Consider the following 20,214-nt stretch of genomic DNA (forward strand, 5'->3'; position numbering starts at 1 on the left):
GTGGTAAATATTCATTTCATAATTAATCCAATAGCAGGATCTGGTCATCATAGTTTTTCTGAGGAACTAGTTCAGGGTTTGTACGAGCCAAATAAATATAATATCACTATTAAATATTCAAATTACAAAGGACAAGCAATTGATTTAACCAAAGAATCTTTAAATCAAAAAGCGGATGTCATTGTAGCCTGTGGCGGAGATGGAACAATAAATGAAGTGGCTTCAACTTTAGTTGGGACATCTATTCCATTAGGTATTGTTCCTATTGGTTCTGGTAATGGTTTGGCCTCTAATTTAAATATTCCGAAGAATATTATAAAAGCACTCAATATTATTAAAATTAATAACCAAACAAAAATTGATGTTGGCTGTATAAATGAAAGATATTTTTTCAGTAATACTGGTTTTGGCTTTACTGCTAGTGTTATAGGAAACTACGAAACTTTAAAGCAAAGAACACTTTTTTGTTATGTAAAGGCATCTTTTAAATCATTTAGAGAATTCAATGAAATAAAAGAAAATATTACTGTGATAAATGGTACTTCGGAAATCGTAAATCCATTTTTAATTTTTATTTCAAACTCAAATGTAATGGGATATAATTTCAGTTTAACTCCTAAAGCTTCACTACAAGACGGACTGCTGGACGTAATTATTGTACCAAAAATAAGCAAAGCAAGAATGCTGCTCTTCGGATTTTATATGCTTATTAAAAAACCAAATTTATTAAAAGGTGTTAAGTGTTTCCAAACTAAAGAGATTTTTCTTTCTCGAAATCGAAGTAATTTTTTTGAATCTCAGATTGATGGGGAATTAGCTCAAATTAAAGAGCAATCTCTTTCTGTCTTTTTAAAAGAGAAGTCATTAAATGTTATCATTTGTTGAAAAGTGAAAGAATATGAACCATATAGAAATGTAAAACTATGCTAAACCAATTTAACTTGATATACAAAATGACCACTACGATGATTAATTACATAATTCCCATAAATAATTCTTGGGAGTTTTACTTCGCTAGTTGTTTTAGTTATAGCAGCTTTAGTTAATCAGGTTTTCTTACCAATAATTCAAATTATATTATTCTATGAACAAATTTTTATCAGTAGCATTATTGTTTTTAGCTACAATTACAACTGTAAATGCCCAAGAATGGCAGACAGATTTCGCAAGGGCAAAAGAAATTGCCTCAAAAGAAAACAGACCAATTATATTAGTTTTTCAAGGTTCAGATTGGTGCGCACCTTGCATTAAACTAGATAGAGAAGTTTGGGGTACTGAAGCTTTCAAAACCTACGCAAAAAAGCATTATGTAATGTTACAAGCAGATTTTCCAAGAAAAAGCAAAAATGCACTATCTGAAGAACAAACTAAGGCGAATGCTAAGCTTGCAGAAAAATATAATAAAAATGGGATTTTTCCTTTCGTAATTGTTTTAAATAATAAAGGGGAAGTTTTAGGCGAAACAAGCTATAAAAAAACAACCCCTGAGAACTACATTAAGGAACTAAACACATTTGTAAAATAAAAAACTTTTAAATAAAACAATTTATGAAACGTAACGAATTTTTAAAAACATTAGGTGCTGGTGCTGCATTAGCAGTAACTTTTTCTTGTCTTGGCGGTTGTTCTAAAGATGATGTGTCTTCAAACACAGATGTTACATCTGGTCTTCCTTTTACCGTTGATTTATCGGCATCTTCATCAAGCGCCTTAATGAATAATGGTGGGTATATAATCAAAAACAATACCGTGGTAGCAAAAGATTTAAACGGGAATTATGTAGCTGCAACCAATTTATGCAGCCACGAACAAAAAAGAAAAGTCATTTTCCAAAATGGCGAATATTATTGTACGGAACATGGTGCACGTTTTAGTCTAACTGGCAATGGTTTAAATAGTGACGGTAGTGGCGGTCTAACCATATTTAACACGTCATTAGAGGGCAATATTTTAACAATTAGCGCATAATTTCTAAGAATATTTTGAAAATTTTCATAAACGTAATTATCATACTTTTTTGTATAGTAAGTACAGCACAACAACCCTATAAACGCACACTCAAATTAATGGGTAGTCGTTTTGATGTAACCGTTGTCGCTAAAGACTCTATTGAAGGAGGTAAATATATAGATACTGCTGTTGCAGAAATTACAAGAATAGAGAAACTTATCTCATCTTGGGATGTCAATTCGCAAACATCTGATATTAATAGAAATGCAGGAATAAAACCTGTAAAAGTAGATTCAGAACTTTATCAGTTAATAGAAAGAGCCATTGGTATCTCAAAACTTACCGACGGCGCCTTTGATATTAGTTACGCATCAATGGATAGAATTTGGAAGTTTGATGGTAGTATGACCGAGATGCCTTCCGAAGAAAAGATAAAAGAATCTGTTGCTAAAGTTGGCTATGAGAATATCATTTTAGATAAAGAAAATAGTACAGTCTTTCTTAAGTTAGAAGGAATGAAAATAGGCTTTGGAGCTATAGGAAAAGGCTATGCGGCAGACAAAGCCAAAGATTTGTTGATTTCAAAAGGTGTGCCTTCAGGTATCATAAATGCTTCTGGCGATATGAATACTTGGGGGAAACAACCCAATGGGAAGGAATGGAAAGTAGCCATTACAAATCCAATGAACAAAAACAAAGTGTTTGCTTTACTTCCTATTACAGATGGAGCTGTTGTCACTTCTGGAAATTATGAAAAATTTGTCAATTTTAATGGCACTAGGTATTCACATATTATTGACCCAAGAACAGGTTATCCGTCTAGCGGAATAATAAGTGTAACCGTTTTTGCGCCCAAAGCTGAACTAGCCGATGCCTTAGCCACTTCTGTTTTTGTTATGGGAAAAGAAGCAGGTATAGACCGCATTAATCAATTACCAAAAATAGAATGCATCATTATAGATGATAAGGGAAATATAACAAAATCAAAGAACATAGAAATAGATAAACAATGATTAAAAAAATAATAATGCTCGCTATGGTTACTAGCTTTTTTAGCAGCTGTGTAGTGGTAAAGGAGTACGAAAAGGTCAATATCAATGACCCAGATATGGCTCTTTCAGAAAAAAAATGTGACAGAAATTTATCTACTGCCCACTCATATCGAGAAGCTGCTGTAGGAGCAAATGGTGGAAAAACTGGAGGAGGCTGCGGCTGTAATTAAATGAAACTCTATTTTGAAAAGCTGTATAGCTACGCATTCAAAATAGCGGAATCTCATAATTTAATATGAAAAATCAATTGAAAAATATTATTCTTTTTATCTGTGTATTTACTTTTGCGAAAGTAAGCGCACAAACAAATCAAGACTCAACCAAGGTCTATAAAAAGCGAGTTTTAGAAACTACCGAGGTAGATTTCTTATCCAGTTATTATACACAAAGTGGAGATAATGCTGCCGTAAGTGGTGGAATTGGCACGGAAGCGTTAACCGACGTAACAGGTACGATTATAGTCGCAATACCTTTAAATGATGACGATGTATTGACTATTGACGCAGGTGTATCTGCTTATACCTCGGCATCATCTAGTAATGTTGGGCCTTTTGATGGCGCACAACCTGCAGACCCATTTGTAGCAAGTTCTGGTGCATCAAGCAGCGATGTATGGACAAACCTAACTGCAAGTTACAGCCATAGTTCAGATGATAGAAATAATATCTGGTCTGCTAAAGCATCTGTATCTTCTGAATATGATTACTTCTCAGCAGGTGTTGGCGGTTCTTACACAAAATTATTTAATGAAAAAAATACAGAAGTAAGTGTAAATGGTAATGTGTATATCGATACCTGGTCGGCAATTTATCCAACAGAATTAAGACCTTTTTTTGGTGGAAACGGAATAAACAATAGTTTATTTACTCAAAATACTATTACCGGTAATGCCAATTATAGCCCAAGATTTACACCTTTTGCTAATGAAGGTCGTAACTCGTATTCATTAGGTTTTGGTTTTTCTCAGATACTTCATAAAAACGTACAAGGTTCGCTTGCATTAGATTTTGTACAACAACAAGGCTTGTTGTCAACCCCTTTTCAACGTGTGTATTTTGCAGATGTAGCCGATTCTTTTATCGATAATTTCCAACTTGCTGATGCCGTTGAACGCTTGCCAGATGCAAGATTTAAAGTAGCTGTAGGTGGTCGTTTAAACTGGTATCTCAATGAAACTTTTACTGTAAGAACGTTTTACCGTTACTACTTTGATGATTGGGGAATCAACTCGCACACAGCAAGTATTGAAGTGCCTATAAAGCTTACCAATAAGTTTACTTTATATCCATCATATAGGTTTTACAACCAAACAGCGGCGGATTATTTTGCACCAGCAAATGAAAATTTATCTACCGCAGACTTTTACACTTCTGATTTTGATTTATCAGAATACTCAGCAAACCAATTTGGGTTTGGAGTTTCATACACAGACATTTTTACCAATGCACACATCTGGAAATTCGGACTTAAAAGTATTGACTTAAAATTCTATCAGTATGACAGGGACACCACCTTTAGTTCGAGCATCATTACAGCCGGATTTAAGTTTGTGATGGACTAATCACTATGTTTTAAAAAATTAACAAGCTCTATGATTTTCAATAATCTTAGAGCTTTAGCCATTCTTGAATATGAACAAAATCTTTTTATTTTTAGCACTATGTGTTGGTATTTCTGCCAATGCACAACAAGGCATTCTTGAACCAGTTAAATGGAATTGTAAAGTTGAAAAAGTTTCCGAAACGGAATATGATGTTATTTTAACTGGAGAAATTGATGAAGAATGGCACGTATTTTCGCAATTTACAAGCGAGGATGGTTCGTTGCCTTCAGTTTTAACTTTCGAAAATGCAAAAGATAATTATGAACTTATTGGTGCCGCAAAAGAAAGCGAAACCATAATAGCATTCAATGATGTATTTGAGGTTGAAGAAACCTACTTTTTAGATAAGGTGCAATTTACACAGCGTATAAAATTACTTTCTGAAAATCTAAAGCAGATTACCGTTAATCTTGACTATCAGGTATGTAAAGAAGTTTGTATTAATAAAGAGGAAAATTTTGTACTTGCCTTGGATGGTGGTGTAGTAAAACTGGAAAATGTTGAGCTTGATGACCGCAGTAAAGTTTTAAGTAATCAACTTATTTTAGACCTAAAAAATAAGGATAGGTTAAATGTTGGTTCCGACGTTGTTAGTTCGGGAGGTAATCTTTGGAAAATATTCGTTCTTGGCTTTTTAGGTGGTCTAGTAGCTTTACTTACACCTTGTGTTTTCCCAATGATTCCGCTCACAGTATCATTCTTTACTAAGCAATCTGGCACAAAATCAAAGGGGATAAGCAATGCTATTTTATATGGTCTGTTTATCGTAATAATCTATGTTGGTCTCAGTATTCCGTTTCATTTCCTAGATTCGGTCGACCCTGAAATTTTGAATACGATATCAACCAATATTTGGTTGAATGTTATATTCTTTATCATATTCATATTTTTTGCCTTTTCATTTTTTGGTTATTATGAACTAACCTTGCCAAGTTCTTGGTCAAATAAGATGGATTCAGCTTCAAGCACAGGTGGCTTAATTGGTATCTTTTTTATGGCTGTAACACTTGCTTTGGTATCGTTTTCTTGTACGGGCCCTATTCTAGGCTCATTACTTGCAGGTTCGCTTACAAGTGATGGTGGTGCGTTTCAGCTTACCGCTGGAATGACGGGTTTTGGAGCAGCATTGGCATTACCATTTGCATTATTTGCTTTATTTCCAAACCTTCTCAAATCATTACCAAAATCGGGGGGATGGTTAACAACGGTAAAAGTGCTTTTAGGTTTTGTGGAGTTAGCACTAGCCTTCAAATTTTTATCAAATGCCGATTTAGTGGCACATTGGGGAATATTAAAGCGAGAGGTATTCCTTGGAATATGGATGGTTATATTCTTATTAATGGCATTGTACTTTTTTGGTATTATTCGTTTTCCACACGATGGAAAAAACAAATTTAGTTTTCCCAAAGTATCATTTGCGGTTCTTATAGTTGCGTTTGTAATTTACCTTGGTACAGGCCTTACTAAAAATTCTCATTTAAAATTATTGGCTGGTTTTCCGCCACCTACATTTTATAGTCTTTATGAACAAGAGTCTAATTGCCCATTGGGATTAGACTGTTTTAAAGATTTTGATGAAGGTCTTGCTTTTGCGAAAGCAAATAACAAACCAATCTTATTAGATTTCACAGGATGGGCTTGTGTTAATTGCCGAAAGATGGAAGAAAATGTATGGAGTGATCCAAAAGTATATGATTTACTAAAGGAAAATTACGTATTAATTTCACTTTATGTAGATGATAGAAAAGAACTATCTGAAGCTGAACAGTTCAAAATAAAGCTTAACGAAAATCACTTGAAACCTATTGAGACTGTTGGCGATAAGTGGTCAACATTTCAATACTTAAATTTTCAAACAGCATCTCAGCCTTACTATGTTATTATGAACTCAAATCTTGAAATACTCAATGAAGCCAAGCAATATACAGGAATTGAGGAATATTACGATTGGTTGAACGAAAGTGTTACTGATCTAAATTAAATATAAAAGCTATTAGTCTGTTTTTTTTTTAAAACTTACATTTCTTCCTAGTGAAATATTGCATCATTAATAATCAGAATATTCTGTAGGATATAGCAACATAATATCTGCGTGCGATACCGTGTTTTTATATTTTTCAATTGCTGTTAGTTCTTTCCATTCAGGTGAATTTCCAAATTGTTCCCAATGCTTATCACGACTCGTCATATCAGAAAATGTTGTGAGATACATTAAATTGGGCATCTTAGCTCCTGAAATAACCTCACCATAGAATACCGAATTAAAATTAAGGCGGTCGAATAACTTTATCTCGCCACCGGCATTAAACATATCTACCTTGTTTTGGTAGTAAGTGTCTGTGGCTGATTCATAGCTACGTAGTTCATATACTCTATCTGCTTTTGGTGCATTTAGGTTGGGTAGTTTCATCTTTGGAAAATCTACAAACGCCTTCATAAGTGTAGATTCTATACGCAGATAAGGCGGTTGGTCATAAGATGCATTTAAATATTTACTTGCTACATTCAAATACGCTTTATCATTTCTCAATCCATTTTCAATTTCTAAAAATTGCTCAAACGTTTTAAAAGGGATTAGGACAAAGATTTTTTTGATAGTATCGGTTTCTTTTTTTAGCTGTTTAAAAACACCAATTTTGCTTAGATTCAACCGTTTCAATGCTGGCAAGTAAGCTTGTTTTAAATAAGTATCCATAACTATAACTTGCTCTTCAGAATTTAAAGAATATACCTTAAGTTGATAATATTCTCTGTTTTGCTCACGACTGTTTTTGGTTATTTCGCTATTTACCTTAATAGTTGTGCAATTTGTTGTGAAAAATGCGGCAATACTTAAAATAAACAGTTTAATGTATTTCATAAGACGATAATTTTTTTAAAAGAATTTAATTACCCAAAAGTAAGATATTTTTAGTATTGATTCTTATGGCATTTAAAGACTATTTATGAAATAAAATGGAGTAAAGGAACCCTTTACATGCTTAATTCTACTAAAACAAAGTGATTAAATAAAAACCAGCCGTTAATCATAACGACTGGTTTTTAGAAATCAATCTGGGACGTTAAGCTGGGGGAACTTAATTAATAGAATATCCGTTTGTTAACATTATTAATATTAACAATTACTTTTAAATTTAAGTTCGCTCTCACTACCTTTTTCAAGCTCAAACTTAGTTTCTCCAGATTCTTTTTCTATCTCATGCAACTTCCAAGTGCCATTAAAATCTGTTAGATTAGGAATATCTATTGTAAAGTCTATGTTATTACCTGAGCCAGATACTGACCATGTTCCTGTTATTGTATTGCCATTCTCGGTAACGGTTACAGTACCATTAGATTCAAATGAAAAAACATATCCACTATATTGGTCTTCAAGGTGATTGTCATTCAATTCTAATTCATCAACTTTCCAGTTGGTGCAATTTGCAAAAATTGTTTCAAAATCGTTTGTTGTACAATTATTACAATCATCATCGTTATAATCATTATCATCATCTTCATCACAAGTGTCTTCTGCATTTTCAATGACCGTTTGTAATTCACTTATACTGTTAATACTCATCGATGTTCCATCCGCAAGAATAACCGTAATAGGGAAGTTGATAGTGACAGCGGCATAATCATCTAAATCGTCAATAAAGTCATGCATGTCCTTGTCACCATTAATCACAATAGTTTCTACTAAATCGTTATTTTGATTGAAAATAGATGCTGATATTGGATATTGAAAATCAATACACTCTATATCGTCATCATAAGTATTCTCTTCTGGACATTGTGCAATTAAAGCAAGTAGATCTGGATACGTAGTGACATCTGACGTGGTATAGTCCGAAAAAACTACGGTAATTGGGAAGACAATGTCTAAGGTGTCGGTATCATTTTTATCAGCATCAAATATATCTTCTATGGTTTGATAATCGTTTAAAGAATTCACCATAACCTCTGTGTCATTTGCAATTACAGTTACAGGTAATGCTATGTTAAAACAACTAGCATTATCAATTATATTGTCAAAAGAGCCGTCGTTTTTAGATGTTTTTTTCATTAAATCCGCAACTGCTGAGTTGGATAATAATGTTTGTTCCGTAGGAGGGTCAATAGATACATCATCTTCTGTACGACATGAGGTCAAAAAAATAAAACTACCAAGTAGTAGAAATAATAAAGGTTTTAAAGTTTTCATAAGAATTTTATTTAGTTATTACTTTAATTTTAAAGAGCAGTTATCAGAAAATGGGGGTTTAATTATGCTTCTTGTTTCCTGCTCTATATCTAAAACAACTACCAATGGAAATATCCCAAAAAATATCTGTTTTATTTTTTAATATCTTTGAAAATTAAAAATAACAATATCCTTTGCCAAAAGAACTATACCAGAATATTTGTGATAAAGTGCGCTTTTCTAAACTGTATGAAAAATATGCTCAAGGTCTAAGCGACTTGTTGTATTATAAATATGGAGCACATTTAAACACATCGGACAAGGTCCAAGATGCTTTTATTAAAATGTGGGAAAATTGCCAGAAAGTATTACCTGAAACAGCAAAATCTTATTTGTATACGGTAGCGAACAATATGATGCTTAATGAAGTAAAACATCAGAAGGTCGTTCTAAATTATACTAAGGTCAAGCCTAAAGATTACACGAACGAAACTCCTGAGTTTTTAATGCGTAAAGAACAGTTTCTTGAATGCTATGAAAAAGTACTTTCTAGTTTAAAACCAGAACAGCGAGAGGCATTTGTCTTAAGTAAAATTGAAGGAAAGACACATAAAGAAATTGCGGAAATGATAGGTGTTACAAAAAAAGTGGTGGAACATCGTATTTATGCAGCTTTTGCCACTTTGACAGAGAAATTAGAAGATTTTAAATTGAAATAATTTATGGGATATATTACTTCTAAGTTGTTTTAATACTATAACGTCAAGTAAATGGATAAAAATTACCTTATAAAAAAATGGTTGGATAATGACCTTAACAGCGAAGAGCAAAAAGCCTTTGATGCGCTAGAGGACAAGCCGTTTTTTAACGAAATTATTGAAGAAGGACAACGATTCAAAGGGCAAAATACATCTAAAGTAAGCACTTTCGAAAATCTTGAAAAAGAACTTAAATATAAACCAGAACCTACATTTAATTGGAAGAAAACATTGGTTAGGATTGCTGCTGTATTTGTCATTGGTTTTGGACTGTATTCCTTGTTTAATAAAGACAAACATAGCACTTTTGAAACACAATTAGCGCAAACCGAACAAATAACATTACCAGATAATTCTATGGTAACTCTTAACGAATTGTCGCAAATAGATTTTGATGATAATTGGGATAAAGAGCGTAATGTACAACTAAAAGGAGAGGCTTATTTTAAAGTGGCCAAAGGCAAGCGTTTCGATGTAAAAACGGACTTTGGTACAGTAAGTGTTTTAGGAACACAATTTAATGTAACTGCACGGGATAGTATTTTTAGTGTGATATGTTATGAAGGGTTAGTGCAAGTAGTTCATAATAATAAAACAACCAAACTTCCGGCAGGTAAAGCGTATCGTATTATTAATGGTATAACAGAAGCTTTTAATGTTGCTGTGATTCAACCCGAATGGTTGCAGAATATGAAGGTTTTTGAGCAGGCCAAAATTGCAGATGTTTTTGCATCTATCGAGCAACATTACAACATAAAAATCGTTACAAATACTATAGACAACTCTATATTATTTACTGGAGCGTTCGAACTTGATAATTTGGATAATGCCTTAAAAGCAACTACCAAAAGTCTTAATTTGACCTACGTATTTAATAATAAAAACGAGGTTGTTATTAAGAATGCAAAAGAGTAGTTGGTCTTACATCATATTTATAATTTGCATATTTTGGTCTATTAAGATACAAGCGCAAACTTCGGAAGAAAAGATTCCGCTTAAAGTTGTGCTCAATAATTTGTCAGACCAACATAAAGTGCAGTTCAATTATCAAAGTGATTTATTAAGTGAAATAACTGTTTTTCCACTTCCGAAAAAGAGTACGCTTAATGAAAACTTAAAGCACATAGAATCTGAAACTTCATTGCGGTTTACCAAAATTGGTGCATCTATATACACTATTACTAAACCGTTTATAATTTGTGGTTATTTACAGGATGTTATTTCACTACATCCACTTTATGGAGCGACAATTAGGGGAGAAATACAAACCAAAATAACAGATGATAAAGGCTTTTTTGAAATATTTGTGAATTCATTAGATGAAGCCATCGAAATTCGGTTTTTAGGTTTTAAGACGATAAAAAAGCAAGCCAGATTTTTTACCTTAGAAGAATGTGCCACAATAAGTATGTATGAAGAAAAACAGCAAATCGATGCTGTAGTTGTTGAAGGCTATTTGGTGCGAGGTATCGACAAAAAAAGTAATGGAACAACCGAAATTAATTTCTCTAAATTTACTTCGCTTCCTGGTCTTATAGAAACAGATGTTTTACAAACAGTACAGGCATTACCTGGTGTATTGAGTATAGATGAAACCGTTTCCAACATAAATATTAGAGGCGGTTCACACGACCAGAATTTGATATTGTGGGACGATATTAAAATGTATCAATCGGGTCATTTTTTTGGGTTGATTTCCAGCTTTAATCCGCAAATCACAAAAACAGCAACAGTCATTACCAACGGTACTGATGCTTCATATTCCGATGGTGTTTCTGGCAGTATTCAGATGAATACTGATAAACAAATACAAAGTAATTTTGAAGGTAGTTTAGGTGTGAATTTTATAAGCACAGATGTTTTTGCAGACGTTCCTTTAGGCGAAAAATCTTCATTACAAATAGCTGGTCGAAGGTCAATTCACGACTTTGTTAATACACCTACCTATAATGTTTATTTTGATAGGGTAGCACAACAAACTGAAATAGCAAATAATGTTGAAAGCGTGGTAAATTCTAATCAGAATTTCAACTTTTATGATACGTCCCTACGTTGGTTGTACAATCCTTCTGAAAAAGACCGTATTCGATTTAATTTCATTCTTATCAATAACAATTTAACCTTTGATGAGACCTTAATGACCAATCTAGATTTAGATACAAAAACAAGTAGTCTTTCGCAAAACAGTATCGCAGCAGGATTAAGTTATGAACGCCAATGGAATGACCATTTTTCAACACACTTCAACGTTTACAATACAGATTATAAATTACAGGCCATTAACGCCAATGTGTTGCAGCAACAGCAATTTTTACAAGAAAACGTAGTTTCTGAAACTGGAATAAAATTTAAGGGTTTATACAAATGGGACAACCTATTTTTAGAAGCAGGCTATCAATTTATAGAGTCTGAAGTCGTAAATACTAATGATATCGATGTGCCGCGTTTTTTAAGAAGAGACTCGGAGGTTTTAAGAGAACACGCTTTTTTTGTGCAAAGCCAATATGAAAATAACAATAGGGACTTTTCAGTACGACCCGGAATACGACTTAATTACATAGATAAATTTAATGTTCTTCTTGCAGAGCCAAGATTAAGTATTAGAAAAAAACTTGGGCAGCATTTTCAAATAGAAGCTTTAGGCGAATTGAAACACCAAAACACTTCACAAATAGTAAACTTCCAAAATGACTTTTTGGGCGTGGAAAAAAGAAGATGGCAACTTACCGATAACTATAGTATCCCTATTTTAAAAAGCAAGCAAGCTTCTTTAAGTTTACAATTTTCTAATAAAGGATGGCTTGTAGATGCAACAGGCTATAACAAAGAGGTTGTCGGTATCACATCCCAAAGCCAAAGCTTTACCACTAAATATGAGTTTACAAAAACAACGGGAAATTATAATATACTAGGCCTTGATTTTTTAATACGTAAACAATTTAAGAATTTAAGTAGCTGGTTAAGTTACTCTTACATGATTAATGAATATACTTTCAATAATCTTGAAGATATACAATTCCCCAGTAATTTTGACGCCACACATTCCTTTAATTTCGGGACAACTTATTCAAATAACAGACTCAATATTTCTGCTGGACTTAATTATAGAACAGGAAAACCAACTTCTATACCCTTGCAAGGAAATGAAATTCTAAATCAACAAGTTAATTTTGATGTCGCGAATAATACTAGAATTCCGGAATTTTTTAGAGTAGACCTATCAGCGATTTATAAATTGAAACTATCTAAAGGTTTACGAACAGAAATAGGCGCATCCGTCTGGAATGCTCTAAATAAAGAAAATACCATCAATAACTATTATCGCGTTGGTGCAGACAATAGACCTATTAAGTTTTCAAGAGAATCGTTAGGTCTGACCACTAATTTTATGGTGCGTTTTTACTTTTAGGGATTAATTCCAATGACCGCTTGCAACGTAAAGCCTTTTCAATTGAATAAGTTGTACTTCGTTTTTGAAGTATTCATTACTCAGCATCTTCTTAAGCTGACTTACGGTTTCTTTAGAAGTAAATCCAGCAGTCCTACATAACGTATCAAATTTTTGCATTTCTTCAAATTTGAACTTTGCCTTTTCGACAAATTGTTCTGCATTCTCAGCTTCCTCATAACTTGACTGAATCTGGAAATGCCTTTCGATAGTGCCAGGTTTACCAATGATTAATTTTTCGGCATTGCCTTGGATGATTGCATTTGTAGTAAAAACATAATCTCTGTCGTGTACCATTCTATGAATTCGAGTTTGACCATCTGCAATATTATTTGGGAATATTTCTAAATAATACTTTGTATCTAAAGGAAGTGTAATTACAGCATTCGGGTCAAATAACCCATCAAAACGTGTCGTTTTAATTCCACGTATAGATACTGGATTATCACAAGTTATTAAGGGCGCATTTGCATCATTGATTCTATGGACATTTATAGTGCAATCGTATTTAAAGTCCACAAACTCTTTCCATTTTTCGAGATGTTGTACTAAAAACACAACTCTGTTTCTTTCTTTAAATTCCTCTCTAACTTTATCAATATCTTTTAAATTGAACTCGTGGCGAACATTTTCAAAAGTGAATTTGACTTCACCATCTTTATCAGCGTATAAAACCATCCTATCTAAAATCTGGTCGGTAAAAGCATTTTGATGATTAAGAAACCTTGGTGTACGGAAATAGAGTGAAAGGCAGACATATAGTATTTGCTTTTTTTGGTCAGCAGTTAACACTTTAACACTTTCATCAATAAGCAGTTTATAAATCTTAGGGAATTCTGAATCTACGTGTTCGGCAAAGTGATGTTCTAAATCATATTTCCTGTCAATCTCAGCATTTGGTATTGTGTAAAGATTCTTTTTGAAACAAATACTTTTTGTGCTAATCTGCTCAATAAGTAAATCATCTTCTAGCCTATATGCATCTACAAAATAATTGCCCTTTTTTTCTTCGACACCAAAATTTTTTAAATAGGAACGGGGAATATAATGTTGTTTGATGGGTTCGTTTTTAGCCATATTTTTAATGTTCACTTGTATAATCCAGGAATATATGTCTTGGGTGTTAAAAAAGGAATAGACAATCTTGCTTGAGCGGTTTGATTAAAATTATAGTTTTTGAAGTCAGTAATTTCGAAAAAATCGTTTCGAGTTGGTTCAGAATTTAAGGCATAGACAATTCCAAAAGGTGGAAATGTAATTTCGCCCAAAGTATGATACCCTTTTTTAGTTCTTGCCATTCCCCAACCGTTTCTTACTTGCTTAGTTGTGGTATGGTAAATAAATACTCTTAAACTGTCTGGAAGTGCTTTTGAATCTTTATCTAGGATAAAATTAGAAAGTCCTTCTAAGTTTAATAACTGGTCGCTTGTGTCGATAGACATAAACATCGATAGTGCTTGTTTCAATATATTTAATGGCTGAATGGCATATTCAAAAATAATAGTCTGTGATGCCCAGATTCTATTAGTTAAAGCCATCATACCCATATAGGCAAATTTCTTATAGCTTTCGCCATAGTAACTGCCTGTTAGATTATTACAGGTTTTGCATAAATAATATCCACCTGCACCATTATTGCTGAGAATACGCTTGCCATATAGGTAACTTTCTTTATCGTGAAGATGAACAGATTTTTGAAAGAATACAGGATTTGAGTTAAAGGCGCTTTGCGGTGGAACGTGCTCAAACGTTAATTTTTTGTGCTTACCACATATTCTGCAAATTCCTTCTTTCTTCAAATTAAGTTAATTAACAGCTTCATCCTCACTCTCAAAAGTTCTAGTAACACTTATATCAGGCTCAGGGTTATTCACAAAAAATGAAATGGTAGATGAACCATCAATAGGTTGTCTATCAGAAAACACATATTTCGTAACTTCATATTCAGACTGTTTTTTTTCTGAAATAAGTTTTTGATTTTTTTTGTAATTATTGTTAATAGTTTCATTGATTAAAAAGGCAGTATTTCATTAGTAAATTCTTTGAAGATTTCACTTGCAACTGCTTTATCAAAAGCTTCGGCAGCAACTAAATCATATAATTTTGATTTTAATAGTTGTCCGAACGATTTTTTGTTAAGATTTGGAATATCATCTCTCAACTCGTCGAACTCGTCAAAGATTATTTGCTGGCCAAAACCTAATCCTTCTATCTTAACAAGAACTTCCTTTATAAGATTTTTTAATTCCTCATCAGAACTACTAATTTTTGAATAGTCCGTTACTTTGGCTTTTCTTGCCTGTTCAATCATATACTTTCCTTCCAAGGTTAGTTTAGCATTGACATTTCGACCATTCATACATTCAATAAATCCTCTGTTCTCTAACATTCTACCATAATCCCAATCTTCACCACTGCCATTCAATTTTACACCATTACCTTCAAGAATCCATTTTATAGAATGGTATTTTCTGTCATTGTATAGGTCATAAAGTTTAGAAAGAATAAGGTCAAGTCTGCCTTCGGTATCGAGGCTTTTGCGTTTCTCTAAATCAATTTCGTCCGCCCGCACAATGGCATCTGAAATGAATAACATTTTCAAGTAGTAGTCAAGCCCGTTGATTTCATCTTTTAGTGCTTGAATGTCATTCTTAACCCTTTGGTCAACACCTAGCTTAAAACCAGTAGAATAACCTCTTTGCGCTTTGAATTCGTTGGCGAAATTTCTATTTTCTGGTTTAAAGGATGTACTAACATAATTAATAACAGTCTTTTCCCAAGACTGTTTTTCTTCCTTTAATTCATTCAGAGAGTCTTCAGTTCTAGCTACTTTATATTTTTCAAAAAGAGCATTTCCTTCAGACTGAAACTCTTCGAGTTTCCTTTTAAATTCTTCCCATTTAACCTTTAATATCATACGCATAAAATTATGCTCGTAAAGGTATGGGAATCAGAATGGAAAATGTTAAAATTCTACTTCAAGATGTTGACAGGTGGTAAACAAATCATTTAAAAGTTGATTACACTATCTAAAGCATCATCTGTGTCTTTATGAATGAAGTTAGCTTGATAGCTAATGGTTGTTTTTAGGTCGCTATGACGGTAGAGTTTTTGAAGCATTTTAATTGGGATTTTATCCTCAGATAGATTTCCAAAGCTATGACGTGCAATATGCATAGTCACTTTCTTTTTAATTTTTGCTTTCTTGGCAACTTCAACTAAGTATTTGTTGAATTTTTTCGTAGCTGTTTTAGTTTTAGCATAGACGTCTTTAGCATCGTTAAATTCGGCTTTTTTCAACTCTGGAAAAACAAAATCTTCATCACTTTTTTTGTCTTTCCTATAACATTCTAGAATGGTTAAGGCTTTTTCAGGAATTTTAAGAGAAAGTAATTTCGAATTCTTATTCATTCTGTAATGTAATCTTTCGTCATAAATATCAGACCATCTTATTTCGAGAACATCGGCAGCTCTAATACCAGCAAAATAGAAGCTAAATAACCAAACATTACGAGCGTGGGTTTCACTCTTGGTTAAATTTTTTACGGCTTCAAAAGCTACTATATCTTTTTTATTAAGTCCTATTTTTTCAGTTTCTGGAAACTTAATCCTAATCTTATCAGAACCAAATGGATAAAGCTTTCTGTCTACTAAGTTCATTTTTATTGCTCTATTATAAATGGTTCTAATAACAACCAAATTATTTACAATTGACCTTTCTGAAAGATTAAACTGTTTCTTTAGATAGATTTTGAATTTTCTTAAGAACTGTTCGTCAATTTCGGGAAAGGTTAGTTGCTTACTTTTATTGAAGTTTATAACGTGATTCACACGGACTTTGTCCGCAGATAACTGAGCAAGCTTATTATTTTCTTCAAGTTCAAAAAGAAAATCATTCGCTACATCATAAAAAGTACTTGATTTAGGTTCGGAATATAGAGACTCTTTAATCTGATTCGCTGAATAATCCTTTTTCTCAGACTGTAAATCTATAAGCGCTCTATTGACCTCTAATAATTTTGTAGCTAATAAATTATTCAATCTTCCCGAATTAGAATTGGATTTTTTAACTCGTGATTTATTTTCATCCCAATCTTTTAAATCAACGTAATGACCTATATAATGATATGTAGATTTACGATTTTTAGTAATTCGTACTGCCAATGGATATAGCCCTTCTTTATTTACCTTTTTTCTTATTACAATTTTTGCGTTCGATGCCATACCCTTAAAATTTAGAATATAAAGATAATCATTTTTGGTACAACATAGGTACAACAAATATTGATTTTAAATGCTTTTAAATGAAATCATATAAAATTAAAATATTGCTAATCAATTGATTATAATAGTATTTAATAAATTTTGATACTAAAATCGCTGGATTCAAAATCCAGTTCTTCGGAGTGCGGGTTCGATTCCCGCCTCGAGTACTTTTAAAAAAAGCTGAGATCTACATCTCAGCTTTTTTTATGATTTTAAAACAGCTTGATATTCACCTTAATTACCTCGTTTTTTTAGAATGACCCAAGAGTGTAATAATGCTCCTTGAACGTATCGTGCATTTTTAATTTTAGACATATGGTAAACTTCACCTTGTATTTTTTATTAGGAGGTTGAAAAACATGTTTTTAGGTGGTCAACATTTAGAGGCTTGGCTCTGTAAATTTTAAAGACATATGTTTTAATACTAAGAGTGAATTATGAATGTGAATGCAGGGTTTGTGTAAGTTCACATCAAAATAGTAGGGGTTTACAACTATTTTTATAGAAAGACAGAAATATGGTTTACTATTGTTTATTACTTAATTATCAAGAATGAGTTTGTTTAATACATCAATAGTTATTTCACTTTACACGGTGTTAATGTTTTGCGCAATTGGTTCTGCCCAGAATGTTACCGATGATTTCAGTTCCGGGAATTATACCGGCGGGGCTAATTGGCTTTCTAATTGGTCAGAAAGTGACAGCGGCGGAGCTTCTGGAGGATATATTAGGGTTAGCTCCCAACAACTACGGTTCAATTATTTATGGAATGAAACTATACAACGAAGCACAAACATTGCAACGGCAACTTCTGCTACCTTGAGTTTAGATTGGTCATCAAGTAACTTATCGCTCAATAAAGATTTAGATATACAAATATCTAATGGAAGTGGTGGTTTTACACATATTGGTAGTGTGGGAGGATTAGGGATTTCATCAGGAACGTTCTCTTTTGATATCTCTGCTTATATTTCTGCAAATACAACTATTAAAATTGGCAATGATGAAGTTAGTTCGGGAAACTGGAGTAATTCAAATGCTACTGTTTTATTGGATAATATTGTTATAGCTATTACTTCGGTACCGGTTCCGGTACCTAATGATAATGACGGTGACTTAATTGTAGATGCTTTAGATTTGGATGATGATAATGATGGTATACCAGATGTTCTTGAATATTGTTCTACAACGGAATTATCAGATTTACCTTCAATAAATGCCGGGGGAGATAGAACCATTTCTTATACACATACCGATACAGGATATTTGCAATTTGATTTTATGACCTTGGATAATTCCTTTCAATTTTCTGTAAATGGAACCAATATTCATAATAGGATCCTTCAGTTTGAATCTGGTGCTTATAATTCTGGGACTGAGGTGTTAATGCGAACAGCTGTGGGTGGTAATTTATTATATAGTCCTTGGGTAGTAAATACGAACGGATTACCAAGGATTAGGCTTATTATCGGTGAAGAAGGTCAGGTACAGGTTTATGCAACCCGAAATAGCAATTCTACAGCCTTAGAACTATTGGTAACTAGTGATGGAAGTCTGTTTAATACCCTGCCGTGGGTTGCGGGAAGTGCTAATAATTTTTTGTTGACTAATCCTGATGAGGGTGGACCAGAAGGGCTTACCGGTAATCTATTCTTGGGTGTTATCTGTGATACCGACGGAGACGGTATATCTAATAAATTTGATTTAGACTCTGACAATGATGGAATATATGACGTAGTGGAAAGCGGAGCCCTTTCCATATCAGGTGTTAATGATGCCGATAATAATGGGGTTATTGATGGTAATATCCTTGATTTTGGTATCAATGGATTACACGATAGTTTAGAAGATGCAGATACCTTTACTCCAGAATTGGAATATACCATTAGTGATTCAGACTCAGATTTAGATTATGATGCTTTTGAAATTGATGCAGATAACGATCAGTGTTTTGATGTTGTAGAAGCGGGGTATACTGATGGGGACAATGATGGGATCTTAGGTTCTTCTCCCGTAACGGTAGATCCGGATAATGGTTTGGTTACCTCTGGTGTAGACGGGTACACCACACCTGGTGATTTTGATGCGAATGGAGTTTTTGATTTTCAAGAAGCTGGCGCGATCCTTTCTGTAACGACACAGCCTGTTGATCAACAGGTTCTTGTTGGTAATACTGCTAGTTTTACGGTAGTTGCCAATAATGGTAATATTTACCAATGGCAAGTAAGTACAAATGGTGGTGTTAGCTATAATAAAGTAACGGACGGACCTGAATATTCCGGGTCACAATCCGCTACATTGAATGTTATTGAGCCTCAGCCTAATAAAAATCAATATGTATATCGCGTATAGGTTTCCTATTCAACTGGTGTTTGTCCGGCACCCGTATTGTCCTCTTCTGCGGTGTTGAGTATAAAAGTTGGTAGTGTAATCACCAACCGTCATGTCACCTATAGGGTTAAAAAGGGGTAAGCTATATTGCTTTACACGTTTTAAAATAGTGCTGGTCTTTTCTTACGCCAAAACAGCTTAACATTTCATGGTCATATCTCATGAAAATTTTAAAAGTAGTTCATTGTGTGTTTTTTTTATACACCAATAAGTAGTGCTTGACTAAAACTCAATGTAATGCTCTTTTCTGGGCAGTTCCCTTTTTTACTTTAAATACGTATAAAAAGTGTTAAGGTAATGGTGTTTCTATTAGGTCTTTGCTCTTGCCTAATTACTATTGAAAATTTTTATTCTTTTTATTTTTTAGCTCACCTTGTTGCGGTTGGGAAACTACAGTACATGAAATTTTAAGATAAAAAAAGCCCCGTATTGGAAGACGAGGCGGCTTAAATCTACTTAGATAATATTTTCTTTTCCTTACGGAAAACCGTAAGGTTCTTTATTTTTAATACCGTAATTTCATAGTGTAGAATGATAAAAAAAATCCCACGGAGTACGCAGGATTTAAGATTTTTCTTCGG

Annotated in this window: 17 protein-coding genes; 11 read left to right on the forward strand and 6 right to left on the reverse strand. The window is 33.3% G+C overall.

The window, feature by feature from the left end; all coding sequences use genetic code 11:
• The 7 genes from BW936_RS04140 to BW936_RS04170 all read left to right on the forward strand — a co-directional run bounded on the left by BW936_RS04140 (window position 1) and on the right by BW936_RS04170 (window position 6,586).
• Window positions 1-885 carry a diacylglycerol/lipid kinase family protein gene (locus tag BW936_RS04140; protein ID WP_076547043.1) on the forward strand — a complete coding sequence of 295 codons (885 nt, stop codon included), beginning with the start codon at window positions 1-3 and terminating at the stop codon, window positions 883-885.
• Between the two features lie 199 nt (window positions 886-1,084).
• Window positions 1,085-1,525 (forward strand): thioredoxin family protein, encoded by a 441-nt coding sequence (locus BW936_RS04145; protein ID WP_076547044.1) that lies wholly within the window; start codon window positions 1,085-1,087, stop codon window positions 1,523-1,525.
• Between the two features lie 23 nt (window positions 1,526-1,548).
• Window positions 1,549-1,968, forward strand: a complete 420-nt coding sequence (locus BW936_RS04150) for a Rieske (2Fe-2S) protein (protein ID WP_076547045.1) — start codon at window positions 1,549-1,551, stop codon at window positions 1,966-1,968.
• Window positions 1,969-2,066: 98 nt separating this feature from the next.
• Window positions 2,067-2,963, forward strand: coding sequence for an FAD:protein FMN transferase (locus BW936_RS04155; RefSeq protein ID WP_244156163.1), 897 nt, complete (start codon window positions 2,067-2,069; stop codon window positions 2,961-2,963).
• Window positions 2,960-3,172, forward strand: a complete 213-nt coding sequence (locus BW936_RS04160; protein ID WP_076547047.1) for a DUF4266 domain-containing protein — start codon at window positions 2,960-2,962, stop codon at window positions 3,170-3,172. Before BW936_RS04155 ends, BW936_RS04160 begins: the two co-directional genes overlap by 4 nt.
• Before the next feature lie 65 nt (window positions 3,173-3,237).
• Window positions 3,238-4,563 carry a DUF3570 domain-containing protein gene (locus tag BW936_RS04165; RefSeq protein ID WP_076547048.1) on the forward strand — a complete coding sequence of 442 codons (1,326 nt, stop codon included), beginning with the start codon at window positions 3,238-3,240 and terminating at the stop codon, window positions 4,561-4,563.
• 70 nt (window positions 4,564-4,633) lie between these two features.
• Window positions 4,634-6,586 (forward strand): protein-disulfide reductase DsbD family protein, encoded by a 1,953-nt coding sequence (locus BW936_RS04170; protein WP_076547049.1) that lies wholly within the window; start codon window positions 4,634-4,636, stop codon window positions 6,584-6,586.
• Between the two features lie 66 nt (window positions 6,587-6,652).
• Here the strand turns inward: BW936_RS04170 and BW936_RS04175 are convergent, their stop codons facing one another.
• Together BW936_RS04175 and BW936_RS04180 are read right to left on the reverse strand one after the other, a co-directional pair.
• Window positions 6,653-7,465, reverse strand: coding sequence for an NIPSNAP family protein (locus tag BW936_RS04175; RefSeq protein ID WP_076547050.1), 813 nt, complete (start codon window positions 7,463-7,465; stop codon window positions 6,653-6,655).
• A 255-nt stretch (window positions 7,466-7,720) separates the two neighbouring features.
• Window positions 7,721-8,791 carry a hypothetical protein gene (locus BW936_RS04180; RefSeq protein ID WP_076547051.1) on the reverse strand — a complete coding sequence of 357 codons (1,071 nt, stop codon included), beginning with the start codon at window positions 8,789-8,791 and terminating at the stop codon, window positions 7,721-7,723.
• 173 nt (window positions 8,792-8,964) lie between these two features.
• On the opposite strand from BW936_RS04180, the gene BW936_RS04185 reads away from it, so the two are divergent.
• From BW936_RS04185 to BW936_RS04195, 3 genes are read left to right on the forward strand one after another with little or no spacing between them, the layout of a single operon-like run.
• The gene (locus BW936_RS04185; protein WP_076547052.1) at window positions 8,965-9,489 is read left to right on the forward strand and encodes an RNA polymerase sigma factor; all 525 of its coding nucleotides are present in this window, start codon (window positions 8,965-8,967) and stop codon (window positions 9,487-9,489) included.
• 51 nt (window positions 9,490-9,540) lie between these two features.
• A complete protein-coding gene (locus BW936_RS04190) occupies window positions 9,541-10,443 on the forward strand; it encodes a FecR family protein (RefSeq protein WP_076547053.1) in 903 nt (300 codons plus the stop codon).
• Window positions 10,430-12,937 (forward strand): TonB-dependent receptor plug domain-containing protein, encoded by a 2,508-nt coding sequence (locus BW936_RS04195; protein WP_076547054.1) that lies wholly within the window; start codon window positions 10,430-10,432, stop codon window positions 12,935-12,937. The genes BW936_RS04190 and BW936_RS04195 overlap by 14 nt, the downstream gene beginning before the upstream one ends.
• Before the next feature lie 3 nt (window positions 12,938-12,940).
• Here the strand turns inward: BW936_RS04195 and BW936_RS04200 are convergent, their stop codons facing one another.
• From BW936_RS04200 to BW936_RS04215, 4 genes are all read right to left on the reverse strand, one after another.
• A complete protein-coding gene (locus tag BW936_RS04200) occupies window positions 12,941-14,053 on the reverse strand; it encodes a DUF4238 domain-containing protein (protein ID WP_076547952.1) in 1,113 nt (370 codons plus the stop codon).
• 11 nt (window positions 14,054-14,064) lie between these two features.
• Complete coding sequence (locus BW936_RS04205; RefSeq protein ID WP_076547055.1) at window positions 14,065-14,775, reverse strand: hypothetical protein; 711 nt, start codon at window positions 14,773-14,775, stop codon at window positions 14,065-14,067.
• A 212-nt stretch (window positions 14,776-14,987) separates the two neighbouring features.
• Window positions 14,988-15,893: a hypothetical protein gene (locus BW936_RS04210; RefSeq protein WP_208611105.1), complete on the reverse strand. Its 906-nt coding sequence runs from the start codon at window positions 15,891-15,893 to the stop codon at window positions 14,988-14,990.
• 92 nt (window positions 15,894-15,985) lie between these two features.
• Window positions 15,986-17,200, reverse strand: coding sequence for a site-specific integrase (locus BW936_RS04215; RefSeq protein WP_076547057.1), 1,215 nt, complete (start codon window positions 17,198-17,200; stop codon window positions 15,986-15,988).
• A gap of 594 nt (window positions 17,201-17,794) precedes the next feature.
• Between BW936_RS04215 and BW936_RS04220 the strand changes: the two genes are divergently transcribed.
• Window positions 17,795-19,594 (forward strand): hypothetical protein, encoded by a 1,800-nt coding sequence (locus tag BW936_RS04220; RefSeq protein ID WP_143744053.1) that lies wholly within the window; start codon window positions 17,795-17,797, stop codon window positions 19,592-19,594.
• Window positions 19,595-20,214 lie beyond the last annotated feature (620 nt).

Source organism: Maribacter ulvicola, assembly GCF_900155985.1.
GTDB lineage: Bacteria > Bacteroidota > Bacteroidia > Flavobacteriales > Flavobacteriaceae > Maribacter > Maribacter ulvicola.